This is a genomic window from Vibrio rumoiensis (genome assembly GCF_002218045.2).
GTDB classification, from domain to species: domain Bacteria; phylum Pseudomonadota; class Gammaproteobacteria; order Enterobacterales; family Vibrionaceae; genus Vibrio; species Vibrio rumoiensis.
This window is the reverse complement of the sequence record NZ_AP018685.1, coordinates 955,059-970,965: the sequence shown is the minus strand read 5'-3', so window position 1 is coordinate 970,965 and position 15,907 is coordinate 955,059. Positions and strand designations below refer to the sequence as shown.

At 43.6% G+C, this 15,907-nt stretch carries 12 protein-coding genes; 4 read left to right on the top strand and 8 right to left on the bottom strand.

Going from position 1 to position 15,907, the window contains the following annotated elements; translation table 11 throughout:
• Window positions 1-44: 44 nt before the first annotated feature.
• The 3 genes from VRUMOI_RS04475 (at window position 45) to VRUMOI_RS04465 (ending at window position 4,027) form a co-directional block, all read left to right on the top strand.
• Window positions 45-959: an iron-siderophore ABC transporter substrate-binding protein gene (locus VRUMOI_RS04475; RefSeq protein ID WP_089137425.1), complete on the top strand. Its 915-nt coding sequence runs from the start codon at window positions 45-47 to the stop codon at window positions 957-959.
• A gap of 166 nt (window positions 960-1,125) precedes the next feature.
• Window positions 1,126-3,105: a Fe(3+)-hydroxamate ABC transporter permease FhuB gene (fhuB, locus tag VRUMOI_RS04470; RefSeq protein WP_089137426.1), complete on the top strand. Its 1,980-nt coding sequence runs from the start codon at window positions 1,126-1,128 to the stop codon at window positions 3,103-3,105.
• Window positions 3,106-3,502: 397 nt separating this feature from the next.
• Entirely contained in the window at window positions 3,503-4,027 is a 525-nt protein-coding gene (locus tag VRUMOI_RS04465; RefSeq protein ID WP_162598337.1) for an OmpA family protein, read from the top strand.
• Window positions 4,028-4,150: 123 nt separating this feature from the next.
• On the opposite strand, the gene VRUMOI_RS04460 is transcribed toward VRUMOI_RS04465, so the two are convergent.
• Window positions 4,151-4,735: a DUF938 domain-containing protein gene (locus tag VRUMOI_RS04460; protein ID WP_089137428.1), complete on the bottom strand. Its 585-nt coding sequence runs from the start codon at window positions 4,733-4,735 to the stop codon at window positions 4,151-4,153.
• 178 nt (window positions 4,736-4,913) lie between these two features.
• Between VRUMOI_RS04460 and VRUMOI_RS04455 the strand changes: the two genes are divergently transcribed.
• Window positions 4,914-6,518: an ABC-F family ATPase gene (locus tag VRUMOI_RS04455; RefSeq protein ID WP_089137429.1), complete on the top strand. Its 1,605-nt coding sequence runs from the start codon at window positions 4,914-4,916 to the stop codon at window positions 6,516-6,518.
• Window positions 6,519-6,637: 119 nt separating this feature from the next.
• Here the strand turns inward: VRUMOI_RS04455 and VRUMOI_RS04450 are convergent, their stop codons facing one another.
• The 7 genes from VRUMOI_RS04450 to VRUMOI_RS04420 all read right to left on the bottom strand — a co-directional run bounded on the left by VRUMOI_RS04450 (window position 6,638) and on the right by VRUMOI_RS04420 (window position 15,855).
• Complete coding sequence (locus VRUMOI_RS04450) at window positions 6,638-7,522, bottom strand: MBL fold metallo-hydrolase (RefSeq protein ID WP_089137430.1); 885 nt, start codon at window positions 7,520-7,522, stop codon at window positions 6,638-6,640.
• A 72-nt stretch (window positions 7,523-7,594) separates the two neighbouring features.
• Window positions 7,595-8,947: a molecular chaperone gene (gene yegD, locus VRUMOI_RS04445; RefSeq protein WP_089137431.1), complete on the bottom strand. Its 1,353-nt coding sequence runs from the start codon at window positions 8,945-8,947 to the stop codon at window positions 7,595-7,597.
• A gap of 100 nt (window positions 8,948-9,047) precedes the next feature.
• Window positions 9,048-10,169, bottom strand: a complete 1,122-nt coding sequence (locus tag VRUMOI_RS04440) for a Gfo/Idh/MocA family oxidoreductase (protein ID WP_089137432.1) — start codon at window positions 10,167-10,169, stop codon at window positions 9,048-9,050.
• Between the two features lie 68 nt (window positions 10,170-10,237).
• Window positions 10,238-10,972, bottom strand: a complete 735-nt coding sequence (locus VRUMOI_RS04435; RefSeq protein WP_162598336.1) for a siderophore ferric iron reductase — start codon at window positions 10,970-10,972, stop codon at window positions 10,238-10,240.
• 364 nt (window positions 10,973-11,336) lie between these two features.
• Window positions 11,337-13,502 carry a TonB-dependent siderophore receptor gene (locus tag VRUMOI_RS04430; RefSeq protein WP_089137434.1) on the bottom strand — a complete coding sequence of 722 codons (2,166 nt, stop codon included), beginning with the start codon at window positions 13,500-13,502 and terminating at the stop codon, window positions 11,337-11,339.
• Window positions 13,503-13,654: 152 nt separating this feature from the next.
• On the bottom strand, window positions 13,655-14,578 hold the full coding sequence (locus VRUMOI_RS04425; RefSeq protein ID WP_089137435.1) for an AraC family transcriptional regulator: 924 nt from the start codon (window positions 14,576-14,578) through the stop codon (window positions 13,655-13,657).
• Window positions 14,578-15,855 (bottom strand): tetratricopeptide repeat protein, encoded by a 1,278-nt coding sequence (locus VRUMOI_RS04420; protein ID WP_231897486.1) that lies wholly within the window; start codon window positions 15,853-15,855, stop codon window positions 14,578-14,580. Before VRUMOI_RS04420 ends, VRUMOI_RS04425 begins: the two co-directional genes overlap by 1 nt.
• Window positions 15,856-15,907: the final 52 nt, after the last annotated feature.

Genomic DNA, 15,907 nt, shown 5'->3' with positions numbered 1-15,907 from the left:
TTTTCCTAGGAACTAGGAAGCAGAAACTAGGAACCCTTTTCAATATGAAAACATTGTTCAAACTATTCGCCTTAATTATAACGACATTTAGCCTACCAAGTTTCGCGTCGATGACCGTCATCGATAGCCTAGGCGAGCATCAACTTAATGATCATCCTAAGCGAATTGTCGCTTTAAACTGGGATCTCGCTGAGCAATTACTTGAATTAGGGATTACACCAGTTGGCGTGCCAAACATCAAAGACTACACCACCTGGGTGGTAAAACCCGCGATACCGAATTCAGTTGAAGACCTCGGCACTCGCGCAGAACCCAACATGCAGAAGCTAGCAGAATTAAAACCTGACTTAATTTTGGCGGCATCTCCACAGAAAGATTTGATCCCTCGTCTGCAAACTATTGCGCCCGTTTTATATTATCAAGCCTATAATGCCGACCAAGACAGTGCTCAAGCGGCGATCGAAAACTTTCGCAATATTGCAGCGATAGTAAATAAAAGTGAATTGGCCGAACAAAAACTTAACGCCATGAACCAACGTTTTGCTGATTTAAGAGCTCAGCTAGAAACGGCCTTTAATGGAGAAATGCCAAGTGTGGCAGCGATGCGTTTTGCCAACCAAACTTCTATCTACTTATATGCGAGTAATTCCACCACGGACTACGTGATCCATCAATTAGGCTTAACCACGGCCCTACCTCAACCGGCAAAGGAATGGGGGATCGTACAAAAGAGAATCACCGATCTGCAGCATATTAAAGACGGTTATGTGATCTACTTCGGCCCCTTTTCTGATACGCAAAAAGCACAATTGAATAAATCGATGTTATGGAAAGCGATGCCATTTGTCCGCAATGGTCATGTTAATGAAGCCGACCCAGTTTGGAATTATGGTGGGGCAATGTCGATGCAATATATTGCCGAATCCATCACCAAGAGTTTGTTGGAAATAAAGCCATAGAAAATAAGTTCCTAGGTTCTAGTCCCTAGTTCCTAGGAAAAGCTCCACGGCTAAAAATAATTTCCTTATTAACAATATCAAATTAGCAGCATAAGAATATTATAGAGAATCACTAATCTACTAGGCTCGAATCTAGGGACTAGGAACTCGAAACTAGGAACCCAACATGTCTTCCCTTCGCTTCCCTATCATCATTGCTAGTTTTTTAGCGTTACTGCTTATCGCAGTGACTAGCTTGCAAATCGCCAACCCATTGTCCCTTTATCAACAGTGGCATTTATTGATGGGTGCAGAAGCACAAGAATTTGCCGATTTCAATTTTGTTTACGCCCAACTACCTCGCGCGGTAATGGCCATTATCGTCGGGGCAATGCTTGGCCTAGTTGGTAGTTTGATGCAGCAATTGACTCAAAACTCGCTGACATCACCACTGACACTCGGAACCTCTTCTGGTGCATGGTTAGCCTTAATTGTGGTCAATGTTTGGTTTCCTAATTTAGCCAGCGATTACATGGCCCTCTCGGCAATGGTAGGGGCAATGTTTGCCATGGGACTTGTGATTACGATTGCTGGACCGAAAAACATTACCGGTCTGCCGTTGATTTTATCCGGTATGGTCGTCAACATCTTATTTGGCGCGATTGCGACTGCGATTATTTTACTCAATGATCAATACGCGAAAAACGTGTTTATTTGGGGCGCTGGCGATCTTGCACAAAATGGCTGGGAAATGGTGCAATGGTTATTACCTAGGCTCTCGGTTGCTCTTGTATTACTGGCTATCGCGCCGCGTATTCTAAACTTAATGCGGTTAGGGCATCAGGGCGCAGCCGCTCGTGGTCTCAATGTTATTCCTTATTTCATTGTTCTCATCGCACTTGGCCTATGGGTCGTCTCCGCTTCAATTACTGCGGTTGGTGTGATTAGCTTTATTGGTTTGTTGTCACCTAATATTGCCCGTGCCATTGGCGCGAGAACACCGAAAGCTGAGCTGTATACCAGTATGGTCATTGGTAGCATCGCCCTTTTAGCTACCGATATACTGGCGCTGTTAATTAGCCAATTCACTCAAGAAATGATACCTAGCGGTACGACAGCAGCAGCCATTGGCGCGCCCGCTCTCGTTTGGTTCAGCCGCCGCGCGTTGAAAGCACAAGACCAAATTTCCATCAAGCTTCCACCAAGTAAAAATTATCTCTCTAACCTAGCGGTACCGGCATTATTCGCGATGACATGCGTTATGTTGTTTGTCAGTGCTACGTTATCCATGACGGATAACGGTTTCCATTGGGCAATTCCTGATGCCTTTACGTGGGATCTACGTTGGCCTCGTTTTGTGACAGCTCTTTCCGCTGGCGTTGCTCTCGCAGCCGCGGGCACTGTATTGCAACGCCTTATTTACAACCCATTAGCGAGCCCTGATATTCTTGGCATCTCCGCTGGGGCCACCTTTGCATTAGTTGGCGCGACGGTATTTTTAGGCACCAATATCTTTGCTTCAGGCTCATGGATTGCATTCGCAGGTAGTATGATTGTACTGGTCGCCCTACTCCTTCTAGGGCGTAAAAATCAATTTGCGCCATCGAGTATGATCCTAATCGGTATTGCCATCAGTGCATTAATCGAATCTCTAGTCCAATTTGCACTCGCAAAAGGCACCCAAGATACCTATACCATCATAGGCTGGTTAGCTGGCTCGACCTATCGAGTTACCGGTCATGGCGCGATTATTTTAGCGCTTAGTGTTACTGTTATTTTTTCAGCATTAATCAGTGTGTCTCGCTGGCTAACACTTATTTCAGCAGGCCGTCAATTTGCTGCTGCTCGCGGGTTAAATGTACAAGCCACCAGCGTCATTCTACTTTGCAGTGTAGCCCTACTATGCGCGTTGGTTACCACGACCATGGGCCCTGTTGCCTTTGTGGGTTTACTCGCACCACACATGGCAGTGATGATTGGCGCCAAACAAGCTCGCTCACAGCTACTGGTTGCAGGATTAATGGGTGGGCTATTAATGTTACTTGCCGATTGGATAGGTCAAATAGTGTTATTTCCAATGCAAATTGCTGCCGGAACCGTCGTCTCGATTATCGGTGGCAGTTACTTCTTACTTCTGCTAATCCGTGGACAAAAAACTCAGCGCTGATCTAAATTATATTTCTGACAATTGACAGCCATGATGAACAATCAATATTTGACAGAGCATCCTTTAGCGAAGTAACCACGAAAAATAGACATGTTGATTAACGTTCTGTTTAGCTGCTCTTTTAGATCTTTAATAAAAATGACAGATTTTTAACACTATTTCATTAGGTAAATTCTTGTTTTTTCATTTACTATTGACCATATTACAAATAATTGTTGATGTTTAAACATATATTTAAATACGGCAAACTGTAATAAAATGACTATTTCAGCTATATTTAGAATCGCTAACTGAATTCTCAATTGTGGCTCTAAAGAGAATCTGATTAGTTACAAAGTAGCGACAGGATTAAATAAGTCTCTAGCTCAATATCGGAGTAACAATAATGGAAAAACGTATGAAAAAAAATTATCTAGGTATGGCTTGTGCTCTTGGCCTAATGGCATCACTAGCTGGCTGTAGTTCAAGTGAAGAAGTAGCTGAAGCGCCAACAACGACACAAGAAGCACCAGCAGCTCCAGTAATGGCTCCAGTTAGCCTAAGTGCTGATCTATTATTCGATTTTGATTCAGCTACTCTAAAAACAACTGACGCAATTGACGAAGCGGTAAGCAAAGCAACAGCGGCTAACCTTAAATCAATCACTATCGTTGGCCACACTGACAGCGTAGGTACTGATGAGTACAACCAAAAGCTATCTGAAGAGCGTGCTCAAGCGGTTGCAGATTACCTAACAGGCAAAGGCTTCGATGCTAGCCTAATTTCTGTTAGCGGCGAAGGTGAAGCTTCTCCAGTTGCTAGCAACGATACCACTGAAGGTCGCGCACAAAACCGTCGCGCTGACGTTAGTGTAACCATTGAAATCGAACAACCAGCAGAAGCTGCTCCAGAAGCAACAGACACTGAAGCTGCTGCTGAATAATCGCCTTCTTAACCACAATTCACCTTGTTAGGTAATGTGGGTTAAATAAGCTGATTTTAAAAGAGTGAAGTCATCGTGGCTTCACTCTTTTTTATTTAAATCACTTTACTGAAACCGCGTTAATTAATGCTTATGCCAAACCAAAAGAAAGTTGTTTGCAGGCATTGGGTAGATCTCACTCAACGTCATATCTACCGCCCACTCTTTTAATTCTTCAATATCACGAATGCCACCTCGTCCTTCACCGCGAATCTTGCAATCAAAAGCTTGATTACTCTCGCTGGTAAACTCACCATTCACCTTCATCGGCCCGTACTGACAAAATACGCCTCCTCTTGGTAAATGCTGAGCGACCTGCTCCATCATAATCTTAGCTTCTTGTGGTTGCATAATGTGAGTGGTATTAGCAGTAAATACCGCATCCACATTGATAGCTGGCCATGAGTCTCGGCCGAGCATAAACTCCACAGGCGATTGAACATTAGATAGCATGCTCTCAGTTATCCACGCATTAATACTGTCATGATTATCAACCACATCACTGGTTTGCCATATTACATGCGGTAGATGTTTAGCAAAAAACACCGCATGCTGCCCTGTACCTGAACCGATTTCGAGTATTTGAGATACTTTGAAAAAGTGCGGCGCTATCACATCTAAAATCGGTTGTTTATTTCTGTCACACGATGGTGAATTTCGCTTAGCCATTTATCATCCCTTCAATACGGTTACATCCGAATCAGCATAACATCTGTTTACCATCACTCTTAATATTTATTGTCTGTTCTTTAGACGATAAGTCTGTATAATCCGCCGCCTATTTACACTTCAATTTTGATGCGTTCTACCTGCTATTCAGTGCTACCCATCACCTAAGGATATTTCTTTGATTTCAACCGCAAACATCACCATGCAATTTGGTGCTGAACCTTTATTTGAAAACATCTCAGCCAAATTTGGCAATGGCAATCGTTATGGCTTAATTGGCGCTAATGGTTGCGGTAAATCAACCTTTATGAAAATCCTCAGCGGAGCGCTTGCGCCAAGCTCTGGCAACGTATCCATTACTCCAGGATTAAAACTGGGTGTACTAAGTCAGGATCAATTCGCGTTTGAGCACCATAACGTCATTGATGTGGTGATCATGGGTGATCGCAAGTTATGGGAAATCAAACAAGAACGCGACCGTATTTATTCTTTACCAGAAATGAGCGAAGAAGACGGCATGAAAGTCGCAGAGCTTGAAAGCGAATTTGCCGAAATGGATGGCTACACAGCCGAAAGCCGTGCGGGCGACATTCTCATCCAAGCGGGTATCGAAGAAGAATTTCATTTTGACTTGATGCAACGTGTCGCACCCGGTTGGAAATTACGTGTGCTACTCGCTCAAGCTTTATTTGCTAACCCTGATATTTTGTTGCTTGATGAACCAACCAACAACTTGGATATCCATACAATCAATTGGCTGGCCGAAGAACTGAACCAACGTAAATGCACTATGATCATCATCTCGCATGACCGTCACTTCTTAAACTCAGTTTGTACCCACATGGCTGATATTGATTACGGCGAATTACGCATCTACCCAGGTAACTACGAATACTTCCTCGAAGCATCAGGGCTTATCCGTGAGCAACTGTTGTCTAGCAACGCAAAGAAAGCCGCAGAAATTAGCGAACTGCAAGACTTCGTAAACCGTTTTGGTGCCAACGCATCGAAAGCCAAGCAAGCCAGTTCTCGTGCTAAGAAGATGGATAAAATCAAACTTGATGAAGTGAAATCCTCTAGCCGTATGAGCCCATCGATTGATTTTGGTGAAGGTAAGAAGCTGCACCGTTTGGCATTAGAACTGCAAGATCTTGGTCATGCGTTTGAAGATGAACTGTTATTTGAAGGCGGTAATCTCCTCCTTGAAGCTGGTACACGCCTTGCCGTTATTGGTGAAAACGGTGTCGGTAAAACCACCTTTCTACGCTGCTTAGTGAAAGACTTAGAGCAAAAACAAGGCATTGTAAAATGGTCAGAAAATGCGTCTATCGGCTACTGTCCGCAAGATAGCACGAAAGATTTTGATAATGACTTAAGCATCTTCGATTGGATTTCACAATGGCGCACCACTAAGCATGATGACTTAATGGTCCGTGGGATTTTAGGCCGCCTGTTATTTACCGCTGATGATGCCAATAAAAAAGCCCGTAATTGCTCGGGGGGTGAAAAGAACCGCCTATTGTTTGGTAAATTAATGATGCAAGACATCAACGTGTTAGTGATGGATGAACCAACCAACCACATGGATATGGAAGCGATTGAAGCGTTAAACTCAGCACTTAAAGTCTATAAAGGCACCTTAATCTTCGTGAGCCACGACCGTGAATTTGTTTCATCATTGGCGACATCGATCATTGATGTGAAAGACAAGAAATTAGTGAACTTCCAAGGCACTTATGATGAGTACCTAGATCATCAAAAGAAAATCATGGCTGTGGCTTAACCCCCACGACTTTCCTTTCGCAGATTTACTACGCTGAACTTCTGAAACTAAAACGCCCTCATACTTTGAAAGACAAGAATGGGGGCGTTTTTATTTAATGCTATAAAATCTTATTCATTTTATTTTTGCTTTAGACTTTCCCACCAAACGGATGTGAGATTATCCGTACCAAGTGTGATCACTTGGCCAAACTTCGGCGTTAATAAGTCGACTTGTTGTTCTTGAGCCAAACGATGAATGCGATCTAATGGTTCATACCAAGGATGAAAAGCCAAATCAAAAGGACCATATTTCGCGCCAATATCTTTAAAGCCTGAGAAGTAGCCGGAATCACCACTAAAAAATACGCTATGCTCTCCGGCTTTAATCACCCATGAACCCCAAAGTGTTTTATTACCATCGCCTAATCCTCGACCTGAAAAATGTTGCGCGGGAGTATAAGCAATGAAGCCGTTATCGATTGCGAGCTCTTCCCACCAATCAAAGTAATAAACTTGTTCCTCTTCAACCCCCCATTCATATAAACGAAGATCAATCCCCATCGGCACTAAAAACTGTTTTGTTTTATGGGCTAACGCTCGAATCGCTTGTTTATCTAAATGATCATAGTGGTCATGTGAAATCAGAACCTTATCGATCTCTGGCAATGCTTCAATATCAATTGGTGCAGGATGAAAACGCTTCGGCCCTAAAAAAGGAAAAGGGGAAGCCCGCTTCGAAAACACCGGATCCAACAACCAATATTCACCATACACTTTAAGTAACAAAGAAGAGTGACCTAGTTTAATCACATGAAGTTGGCTTGAACTTAGCTGCTCAAGTTTAGCCGGTGTCAACGCTTCAACCGGGATGGCTTGCTGTGGATTCACATCAACCCGCTTTTCAGTAATATAACGTGACAAGATCGCGAGATTTTTGAAAAAACTCGACTTACTTTTTTCTAGTTCCTGTGAATTTAAGTTATGAAACTTTTTATTTTTATAAATTGAAGCTGGGGTTTTCATAAGAATCCTAAATAAAAATCAAGCGGACTTGTTGAGTGTAGCTGAAAGCTTCATTCCACGATGATGTACCAATTAACCAAACACGGTCTGCCCCCAACGTGCTAATCCCGCTGTCACAGAACCAAAGTAGTTACCACTGACAATCGGTACATTCGGTAATTGCAGCTCTAAGGCTTGACGCAAAAAGGGTGAACGAGCACTACCACCGGTCATAAAAATCACATCAGGCTTTTTTGTTGCTTGGCTGATCACTTCGGTCACCAAATCCATCATTTTTTGCACTGGTGTCTCTACCGCATCAACCATTTGTTCTAAGCGAATATCAAGCTCTAACAACTCGGAAGCCACCGGCATCATCAATGAATGTTTTTGAGCATCCGATAAACCAATCTTGGCTTCTTCCGCTTTACGCACAATTTGATAACCAAGAGTGTGTTGGTAGGCGGCTAATAACCGCGCGAGTTTCTCAGGCTCTTTGGCTTCTTTTTGTAATAACTTTAACGACTTAAAATTCGCCGCTTCATAGAAGTCTTTTTGTGCCACCACATTGTTAATTGCAATCGGATTCCAAAACTGGGTGATCGGCATTTCAATCCCACTGTTCATTTGGGTACCAAAACCAAATAACGGCATGATTTGTTTAAATGCAAGATAGATATCAAGATCGTTCCCGCCAACACGTTGCCCACTATGACCAAGCAAACTGGCACTACGGTCCGTTTTTTGTTGCCAATCCGGCCCCATTTCGATCAATGAACAATCGGTGGTACCACCCCCAATATCCACCACTAATACGGTTTGATTTTGGCTCAAGGTACTTTCATATTCTAAACCTGCCGCCACTGGCTCAAATTGAAATTCGATATCTTTAAAACCTGCGCGAGTCGCAGCGTGTAATAAAATACTTTCAGCCTGTCGGTTGGCATCGATACCACCACGGCCATGGAAGTTGATCGGGCGGCCAATCACCGCTTGAGTTATATCTTGTTGACTGGAAAGTTCGGCTTGGCTCTTGATATTCTTCATCATGCTACAAACCAGATCTTCAAAAAACACCAGTTGAGTGGCATGCAAACCACTCGCCCCTAGGAAGGATTTCGGCGATTTTACGTAGTAGACTTCTTGAGGATCAGAAAGGTAAGTATCCAGCGCGTGTTGACCAAATTGCACATCACCAAGTTGCAGCTCGATATCTTCTTCACGATTAAGATTGATCGCACGTCGTAAAGCTTGCTCACCCGCGCTGTCTTTCGGCTGAACTTGCATAAAGCGATACAGATATTCTGCCACCGATTCACGGGTAGGCGCACAAATGGTCGAGGGGATAAAATGACTGTCACCTTCCAGTGGCAATAAGCGAGGTTCACCATTATCCATCATTGCGACAGAACAGTTCGCCGTTCCATAATCAAAGCCTATAAACATAGCCACTCCATACCATCATCCAGCAAAAGAGGGCGATAATACTCGGTGTGGTTGATCTTTGGTAATGGTTTTTGCCGTGAATGTTTCCCTTCAGATTGAATCAGTGCTTGCCGCGTAAGCCTTGCTGAATATTCAACAAGCTGTGTACTTCGTCCATCCGGCGAGATGTCATTGAGGCAATCACGTTGCCCGCCAATGGCAAGTTAAGCAATAGATCAAAAATGGTATGTTGATATAGAGAACCGTAACGAATCCACTGCCAATGTTGTTTACCATCGCAATAAATCATCAACTCATCCGCGCCTTGGCGATCAAGTATCAAGCGACGTCCACCAACCAAATCTACCGTCATGCCCTTTTGTCCACCTTCAAGCCCAGCGTATTTATTAAGGTGCAAACGAATCGGCACAGAACCACAATGCCCTTCCAGCAATGCCTCGCCTTCCGCAGTCTTAACATCACCACTTGCAATATCATTACCTAAACGATCTCGAGCTACTTTTGCTTGCAGCTGTAACGAATGGTTTGAACAATATTGAGCCAAAAACTCACGCATCATAGTTAATACATGCGTACCAATATCGAGAATCACACCATCAGGGTGAAAAAATTGGCGGCTATCTTCCAAGCCAGTAGCAAAATTTAAGGCAATCGGCTCACCTTGTTGATTAAACCCACAAGGCTCCAATAAGTACCCTTCAACATTGAGAATATCTTGTGGTTCGATTATTGGTATATCCGGAACACAATCGGTACTTGAATGCTCGGTTTGTAACTGCCAAGAGCCATCAAGCTGATGATTGACCAAGGTTTGAATACCATTACGCCCACTCCAGTGATCAAGCGCTAATACACGCGTGGCATAAGCTTGGTCTTGCAATAACCTACGAAGTTGAGCTAATTGTTCAAGGTTTGCTACGACAGGCTTTTCAATCACAATCGAAGTCGTACCCGATTGGAGAGCTTCCACAACTAAATCGTAATGGGTTTCAGGTGGCGTCAGAATCAACAGTAAATCTAAGTCGAATGACAGTAAATCGGAGTAACTCGTTGCGAAAGTGAGATTGGGAAATGGCGAAGCTAAAGAGGGCTCAGCGCTATATTTCGGATCATAACCAAACAACTGAATGGGCTGATCTGGATATTCAATTTGAAATTGTTGAAATGCTGGCCAATAAGCGACCTCGAAAATACCACCTAATCCAACAACACCTATTTTCATTTTGCTTTCCTATTGGCTCACTTTTAAGAGCATTGCCTAACTGACCGAAGCTTAGGCGGAAAACAGTCTTAGTCTTTCGCCGTTCGTGGGCAGTTATCACATAAACCTCGGCCTTCACAGCGATACACCATACAACAGGTGGTACGAACGTAATGCCATTTGCTTGCGACCAAATCGTAATGTAATGAATCCATTGCCTTTGTCGAAAGCCCAAACGCTTCTAACCAACGTTTGGCGTGTTGAGGAATATACTCCTGTGGCAGGTCTTTATGCAAATCTTGCAAGCGTAAAAGCGCCATCACCAACAAATCAGCAAGGACATGTTTAGTAAATCCCGGACGAATACGCACCTGTTCATCCAATTGAGTGCGGTATTGTTCAAATAAAGGCAGTAACTCATTAGCTGCAATTTGAATTAGCTCTTCCGGAGAACCATCATGCATCGGCGTATCTTGCAACGTAAAGCCCGCCACAAAATTTGCATCCCCACGCCATTGCTGAGCAATCGTTGACATCGAAGGCAAAGCTTGCACGCCATAAATGCTGATAAAACTCACATAGACTGGCTGCCAAATAAGTAGAGTCCAAGTACGGTTTAACCAATAGGCATGCCCTGCTTCAGGGTGAGAAAGCTGAAGTTTGGCGTAAATATCTTGCAGTAATTCTTGATTGTTATGCTCTGAGAGTAACCAATCGTCACCCAATGGCGCTTGCGCCAGCTCTCCGCCACATAATGTTCCTCGAAGATAAGGCGTCACATGGTCTGCATAATGGAAAAGTTGTTGGTATCTAGGATCGCTCACTGGAAATCTCATCAAGCCAAATTAGGTTAAACGCAATGATACTGATTTTCATTTACATTTAAAAGGGAAAATTGTGTGATACGGGCCGCGGGGACGTTTCATTCGGTAACCGAAGAACCAAAAGCAATCCCAGATTAGCGGCTAATTTTACTCACAACACGGAGCGCAGCGTTCACGTTACACGCAATAGACGCAATAGACGCGAGTAGCGTGTTTCGAGTTACGTGAAAAAGCAAAAAACGATCTTTATCTGCTTCTCGTGTCTCGAGCGAAGCGTCCTCGGATCTCGTCCCCCATCTCACAACAAATAAAGAGCCAACCAACGGCTAGCTCTTTACTGCGATTTGATAAGTGACGCTATCTGCTAGAACTTATAATCAAACTTAAATTCTACGGTACGCTCTTCGCCATACCAGCAGTTAGCAGAGTCATAGCAGGCATAAGTATCTTCATCAAATAAGTTATTAACGCTTAAATTAACTGCCGCACCTTGTAGGCTGTTGGTTAAATATGCCAAGTCGTAACCTAAAGACAAATCGACCACGGTGTAATCTGGTACTGTGTCGGTGTTGGCGGCATCCATTTGACGTTCACCAATATAACGAGCACCGGCACCGAAACGCGACCCACCTAAAATGCCGTTATAGACGTAATAATTCGTCCATAAGGTCGCGGCGTGTTCAGGTACATAAATTGGCGTGTTACCTTCAAGGCCCGTGGTGTCTTTAGTGATTTCCATATCGGTATAGGTGTAGCTCGCTGAGACATCCCAGCTATCGGTAAGCATGGTTCGCCCTTCTAACTCCAAACCTTGCGAGCGAATTTCACCCACTTGGATTTTTCCTTGGTAACTTGGATCATTCGGATCGGGCACCACCACATCGCTTTTAATAATGTGAAACAATGAAGCGGTCATAGTGGTCGCGTAGTCCGCAGATAAGTACTTCACCCCACCTTCAATTTGTTGGCCTATCGATGGCTCAAAGCTATCGCCACGACTATCTACGCCGGCTACCGGTTCAAAGCTGGTCGCGTAGTTAATGTATGGTGACCAACCGGAATCAAATTCATACATTGCGCCTATGCGATAAGAAAAGTTGTTTTGATCGGTTTTGGTCACACTGCCAGCGTAGTCACTGGTCGCTTCATAGTTATCAAAACGTCCACCAGCCATTAAGACGATGCGGTTAATACGCATTTGATCTTGGAAGTAGAAGCCCAATTGTTCGACTTTCACATCATCGATATACACACCAGACGCGGTTACTTTTGAGCGATCGATTTGGTTGTTATCTGGCGCGAAGGCATTAAAGCTTGGCGCGGTGTAGCCACCATCGTAACCATAGCTAGTGTAGTTTGAGCTACCTTTTAAGTGTTGATAATCAATACCAAATAATAAGTTATGTTCAACTGCGCCTGTTACGACTCGACCTGATAATTGATTGTCAATGGTAAAGCCTTGTGAGTCTTCATCTGTACTGTAGATGTAGCGGTCTAAGTTACCAGTGGCAGGATCCCAACCCGCCGCCGCATGGTAGGTGTTTTCCTGATAAAGATCGGCTTTCATATAACGCGCATTTTGTAAAAACGACCAGTTTTCATTGAATGAGTGATCGATCTTATAGCCTGCCATCCAGAATTCTCGTTCAAACTTGCTCCAGTTTTTATCCCCCATTGAAGCATTTTTATCTATGCTGCCGTTCGGGTTATCCCATACCGAACCAGACGCTGGCATCGCTGAGTTCATACCCATGTTGGGATCGTTTTGATAATAAAAATTGAAGTTTATAAGGGTATTATCCGTCACATACCAATCGATAGACGGCGCAAACACGTAACGTTCTTCTTCGGTGTAATCGACTTGTCCATCACGATGAGAAGCCGAGCCAATAAGGCGGTAATAAACATTAGAGTCACCAAACTGACCAGTAGTATCAATTGATGCTTTGACGAGATTGCGCGATCCTGTCGCAATAGAGAAATCGGTATTGCGTTCTTTTTGCGGTGATTTGGCGATTAAATTGACCATACCGCCTGGAGGCATAGCGCCATATAAAACCGAACTAGGGCCCTTAAATATTTCAACACGCTCTAAGGCAATGGGATCAATTTGTGGCTGTAAATTCCAACCGACCAGGTATTGTAGAACCAACCCATCGTAGTACATCTGGTTATTTTCAAAGCCACGGATGTTGTAGTTGTCATACATGGTGACACTGCCACCTTTCAACTCGGCATTGACGCCCGGTGCATAACGCAACGCTTGCTGCACCGATGACACACCACGCTTTTCAAAGTCATCAGAATTGATCACTGAAATAGCCTGAGGCGTTTCTTCTGGTTCAAGTGACGTTTTAGTCGCCGTATTACGATAGGTTTGGCCGAGTACCGTAATGGTCTCTTGTTCTGTCGCCGCCGTATCCGTTGCCGCCATCAAATTAGGGGCAAATAAAATACTGGTAATCGCTAAAGCCAATGGGCTAGCGATGAGTATGTTGGAATTATAATTTGTGTTTTTCACGCGAGGCATTTCCCTTTCCTACCAATAATGGATATCAAATAACGATAATAAGTATCATTTATGAATGATAACCATTTGCAATTAGAGAAAGTTAACAATTTGGTGCATGTTTGAGGTGAGAGGGAACTTTTTCGAATCATGCTATACGTGACTGACGAAATTTATTGGATCGGCAACCAATATTCCATATAAGCATCCGCTGAATGCATTTGATAATTTGCAGGGTAAATTTCTAATTCAAAACCATCGATGCCGCGATAACCACTTTGCGGTAACCACTCAGTAAATAGCCATTCTAGTTTGTTTTTTAAGCCGTCAACTGGCCCTTTATGCGCTAGAACAGCGTATTGTTGGGTTGGGATTTCAAGCGTGTTTAATGATTGAGATGACAACGTTTGCGACGCTTCGGCCGCCCAATAATCTAAGCGTTCTGAATTTAGCGACAGGGTATCAATGACGCCATAGCGCATGGTTGTCATATTCGCTAAAAGAGATTCGGATTGTTTTATCGCCTCAAAGGTTCGCCAAATCTGAGGAACCGATTGTTGAAAATCGGGTTGAGATGCAAAGAGCCCACCAATCTCACCACGATACCCCATCACACGAAATGCCGCTTTATGTTCAATTCGAATCTGAGTAAAACTAAAATTGGCTTGTAGAGAGTTTAAATGGCCGGCATCGGAAGTCGATAATGATATGGCGGTCATCGGCTGACGTAAACCACTACGAATGCCTCGTTTACGATAGTCTCTCGGTGAGCAGCCGAAAAATTGTTTGAAGGAACGACTAAAGCTAATTTCTGAATTAAACCCGACGCTAAGAGCAATATCGAGCACTCTTTCTGATGGGGAATCTAATAGGATTTCAGCGGCGCGACTCAGCTTTAATTCACGAATATATTGCGCGACATTAACGCCCGTTTTCGCGGTAAAAACGCGCTGTAATTGCCATCGTGACCAACAACTTTTTTGTGCGATATCGTCAAGCGATAGTGGTAAAAAAAGATGCTGATGGATAAACTCCAGCACCTTTTCTATTCGAGTAAGTTGAGCGGATTGTACGCTCCCCCTCACTACTTCTGTCATTAAGATGTCATTCCATCTTGAGACGGTTCTGGCTGCTGGTTTTGCAATTTATTATTTAAAAATACAATCCAGGTTTGCACCGAATCCGATGGCTGTACTTCATTCAGACGCTTCGCTTCTGCCAACGCATCATTGTATTTTTCTAAGCGATACAACAATTGAATTTTCGCCAAACTAAATTCAGATTTTTTGGCATAGGGCTGCGCTTTATCAATCACTTGGTTGGCTTTATTGTATTGTTTTTGTTGAATATACAACTGAGTCAGCGGCCAGTAATATTCTGCATCACGTTTGGCTAGCGCTTCCCAACTTGCCATTGCTTGTGGCCATTCACGCGCCATTTGATAGTAATAAGCTTGAGTCTTTTGATTATCAATCGTTTTAGTCTCAGGGTAGGCTTTAAACATTTCTTGTAAGATTCGTGCGCCACGCTCTGGGATCTTATTTTGTGCATACAGTTGAGACAGCGACTTATAATCATTGGCGCTAAATTCGAGGTTTTGCTTTTTCGCCAGTGAATAGGTTTCAAGCGCCGATTGGTTTTTATGCTGTTGCAATTGCGTGGAAATTTGTTGCTGCCACCACGCTTTATTATTGGGCTCAAGGCGGATCAAGTTGCTCAATGTACCTTCCGCATTGCCCCATTGCTTTAATCTTAATTCGGCAATCACTTGCATACGCAGAGCCTGTAGACGTTTTTTAGCATCGGGGGCTTGATACTTAATGACAGCACTACGAACCTGCGGCCATTGTTGCTGCTGGTAATAAGCGGCGGCTAGGCGAAAATACACTTCATTGCTGTCTTTTTTAAATTGCGTTTTATCGGCAGCACTTGGGGTATATTTTATCGCTAAAGTATTACGGTATTCTTTGGCTGAATGAGAGAAGTCTTGTTCAGAGTACAGAATATCAGCCAACATGCGGTTAGCTTGCCATTGCACTTTTGGCTCTAGAGCCTTTAGCGCCACTGCTGCTCTTAACGCTGAAATGGAGGATTTGGGTTGTTCGGCTTGCCAGTAGTAAATAGCCAAGACTCGATTGACGAACGCTTTATCATAATCCGCTTTAGGATCATAAGACGTTAACACTTTAATCGCTTTATCAAGGTGATCATTTTGCGCCAACTCACTGGCTTGTGTCAGTTTCTTACCAGTATAAGGTGTCACACCTGCGGCAATAGCATGGTTCGAGGCCATCATAAAGCTGGCGAGCAGGCACGCCAATAGCACACTCTTCTTGAATAAAGAAAACGAAAGATTGTGAAATAACTTATCCATATTCAACATCATAAGTTGACCCTTTTTACCAATAATCACCTTTATCGTCATG

Coding starts and splice junctions, on each gene's coding strand:
- VRUMOI_RS04475 (WP_089137425.1), top strand. CDS start 45: ATGAAAACATTGTTCAAACTATTCGCCTTAATTATAACGACATTTAGC.
- fhuB (WP_089137426.1), top strand. CDS start 1,126: ATGTCTTCCCTTCGCTTCCCTATCATCATTGCTAGTTTTTTAGCGTTA.
- VRUMOI_RS04465 (WP_162598337.1), top strand. CDS start 3,503: ATGAAAAAAAATTATCTAGGTATGGCTTGTGCTCTTGGCCTAATGGCA.
- VRUMOI_RS04460 (WP_089137428.1), bottom strand. CDS start 4,735: ATGGCTAAGCGAAATTCACCATCGTGTGACAGAAATAAACAACCGATT.
- VRUMOI_RS04450 (WP_089137430.1), bottom strand. CDS start 7,522: ATGAAAACCCCAGCTTCAATTTATAAAAATAAAAAGTTTCATAACTTA.
- yegD (WP_089137431.1), bottom strand. CDS start 8,947: ATGTTTATAGGCTTTGATTATGGAACGGCGAACTGTTCTGTCGCAATG.
- VRUMOI_RS04440 (WP_089137432.1), bottom strand. CDS start 10,169: ATGAAAATAGGTGTTGTTGGATTAGGTGGTATTTTCGAGGTCGCTTAT.
- VRUMOI_RS04430 (WP_089137434.1), bottom strand. CDS start 13,502: ATGCCTCGCGTGAAAAACACAAATTATAATTCCAACATACTCATCGCT.
- VRUMOI_RS04425 (WP_089137435.1), bottom strand. CDS start 14,578: ATGACAGAAGTAGTGAGGGGGAGCGTACAATCCGCTCAACTTACTCGA.
- VRUMOI_RS04420 (WP_231897486.1), bottom strand. CDS start 15,855: ATGGATAAGTTATTTCACAATCTTTCGTTTTCTTTATTCAAGAAGAGT.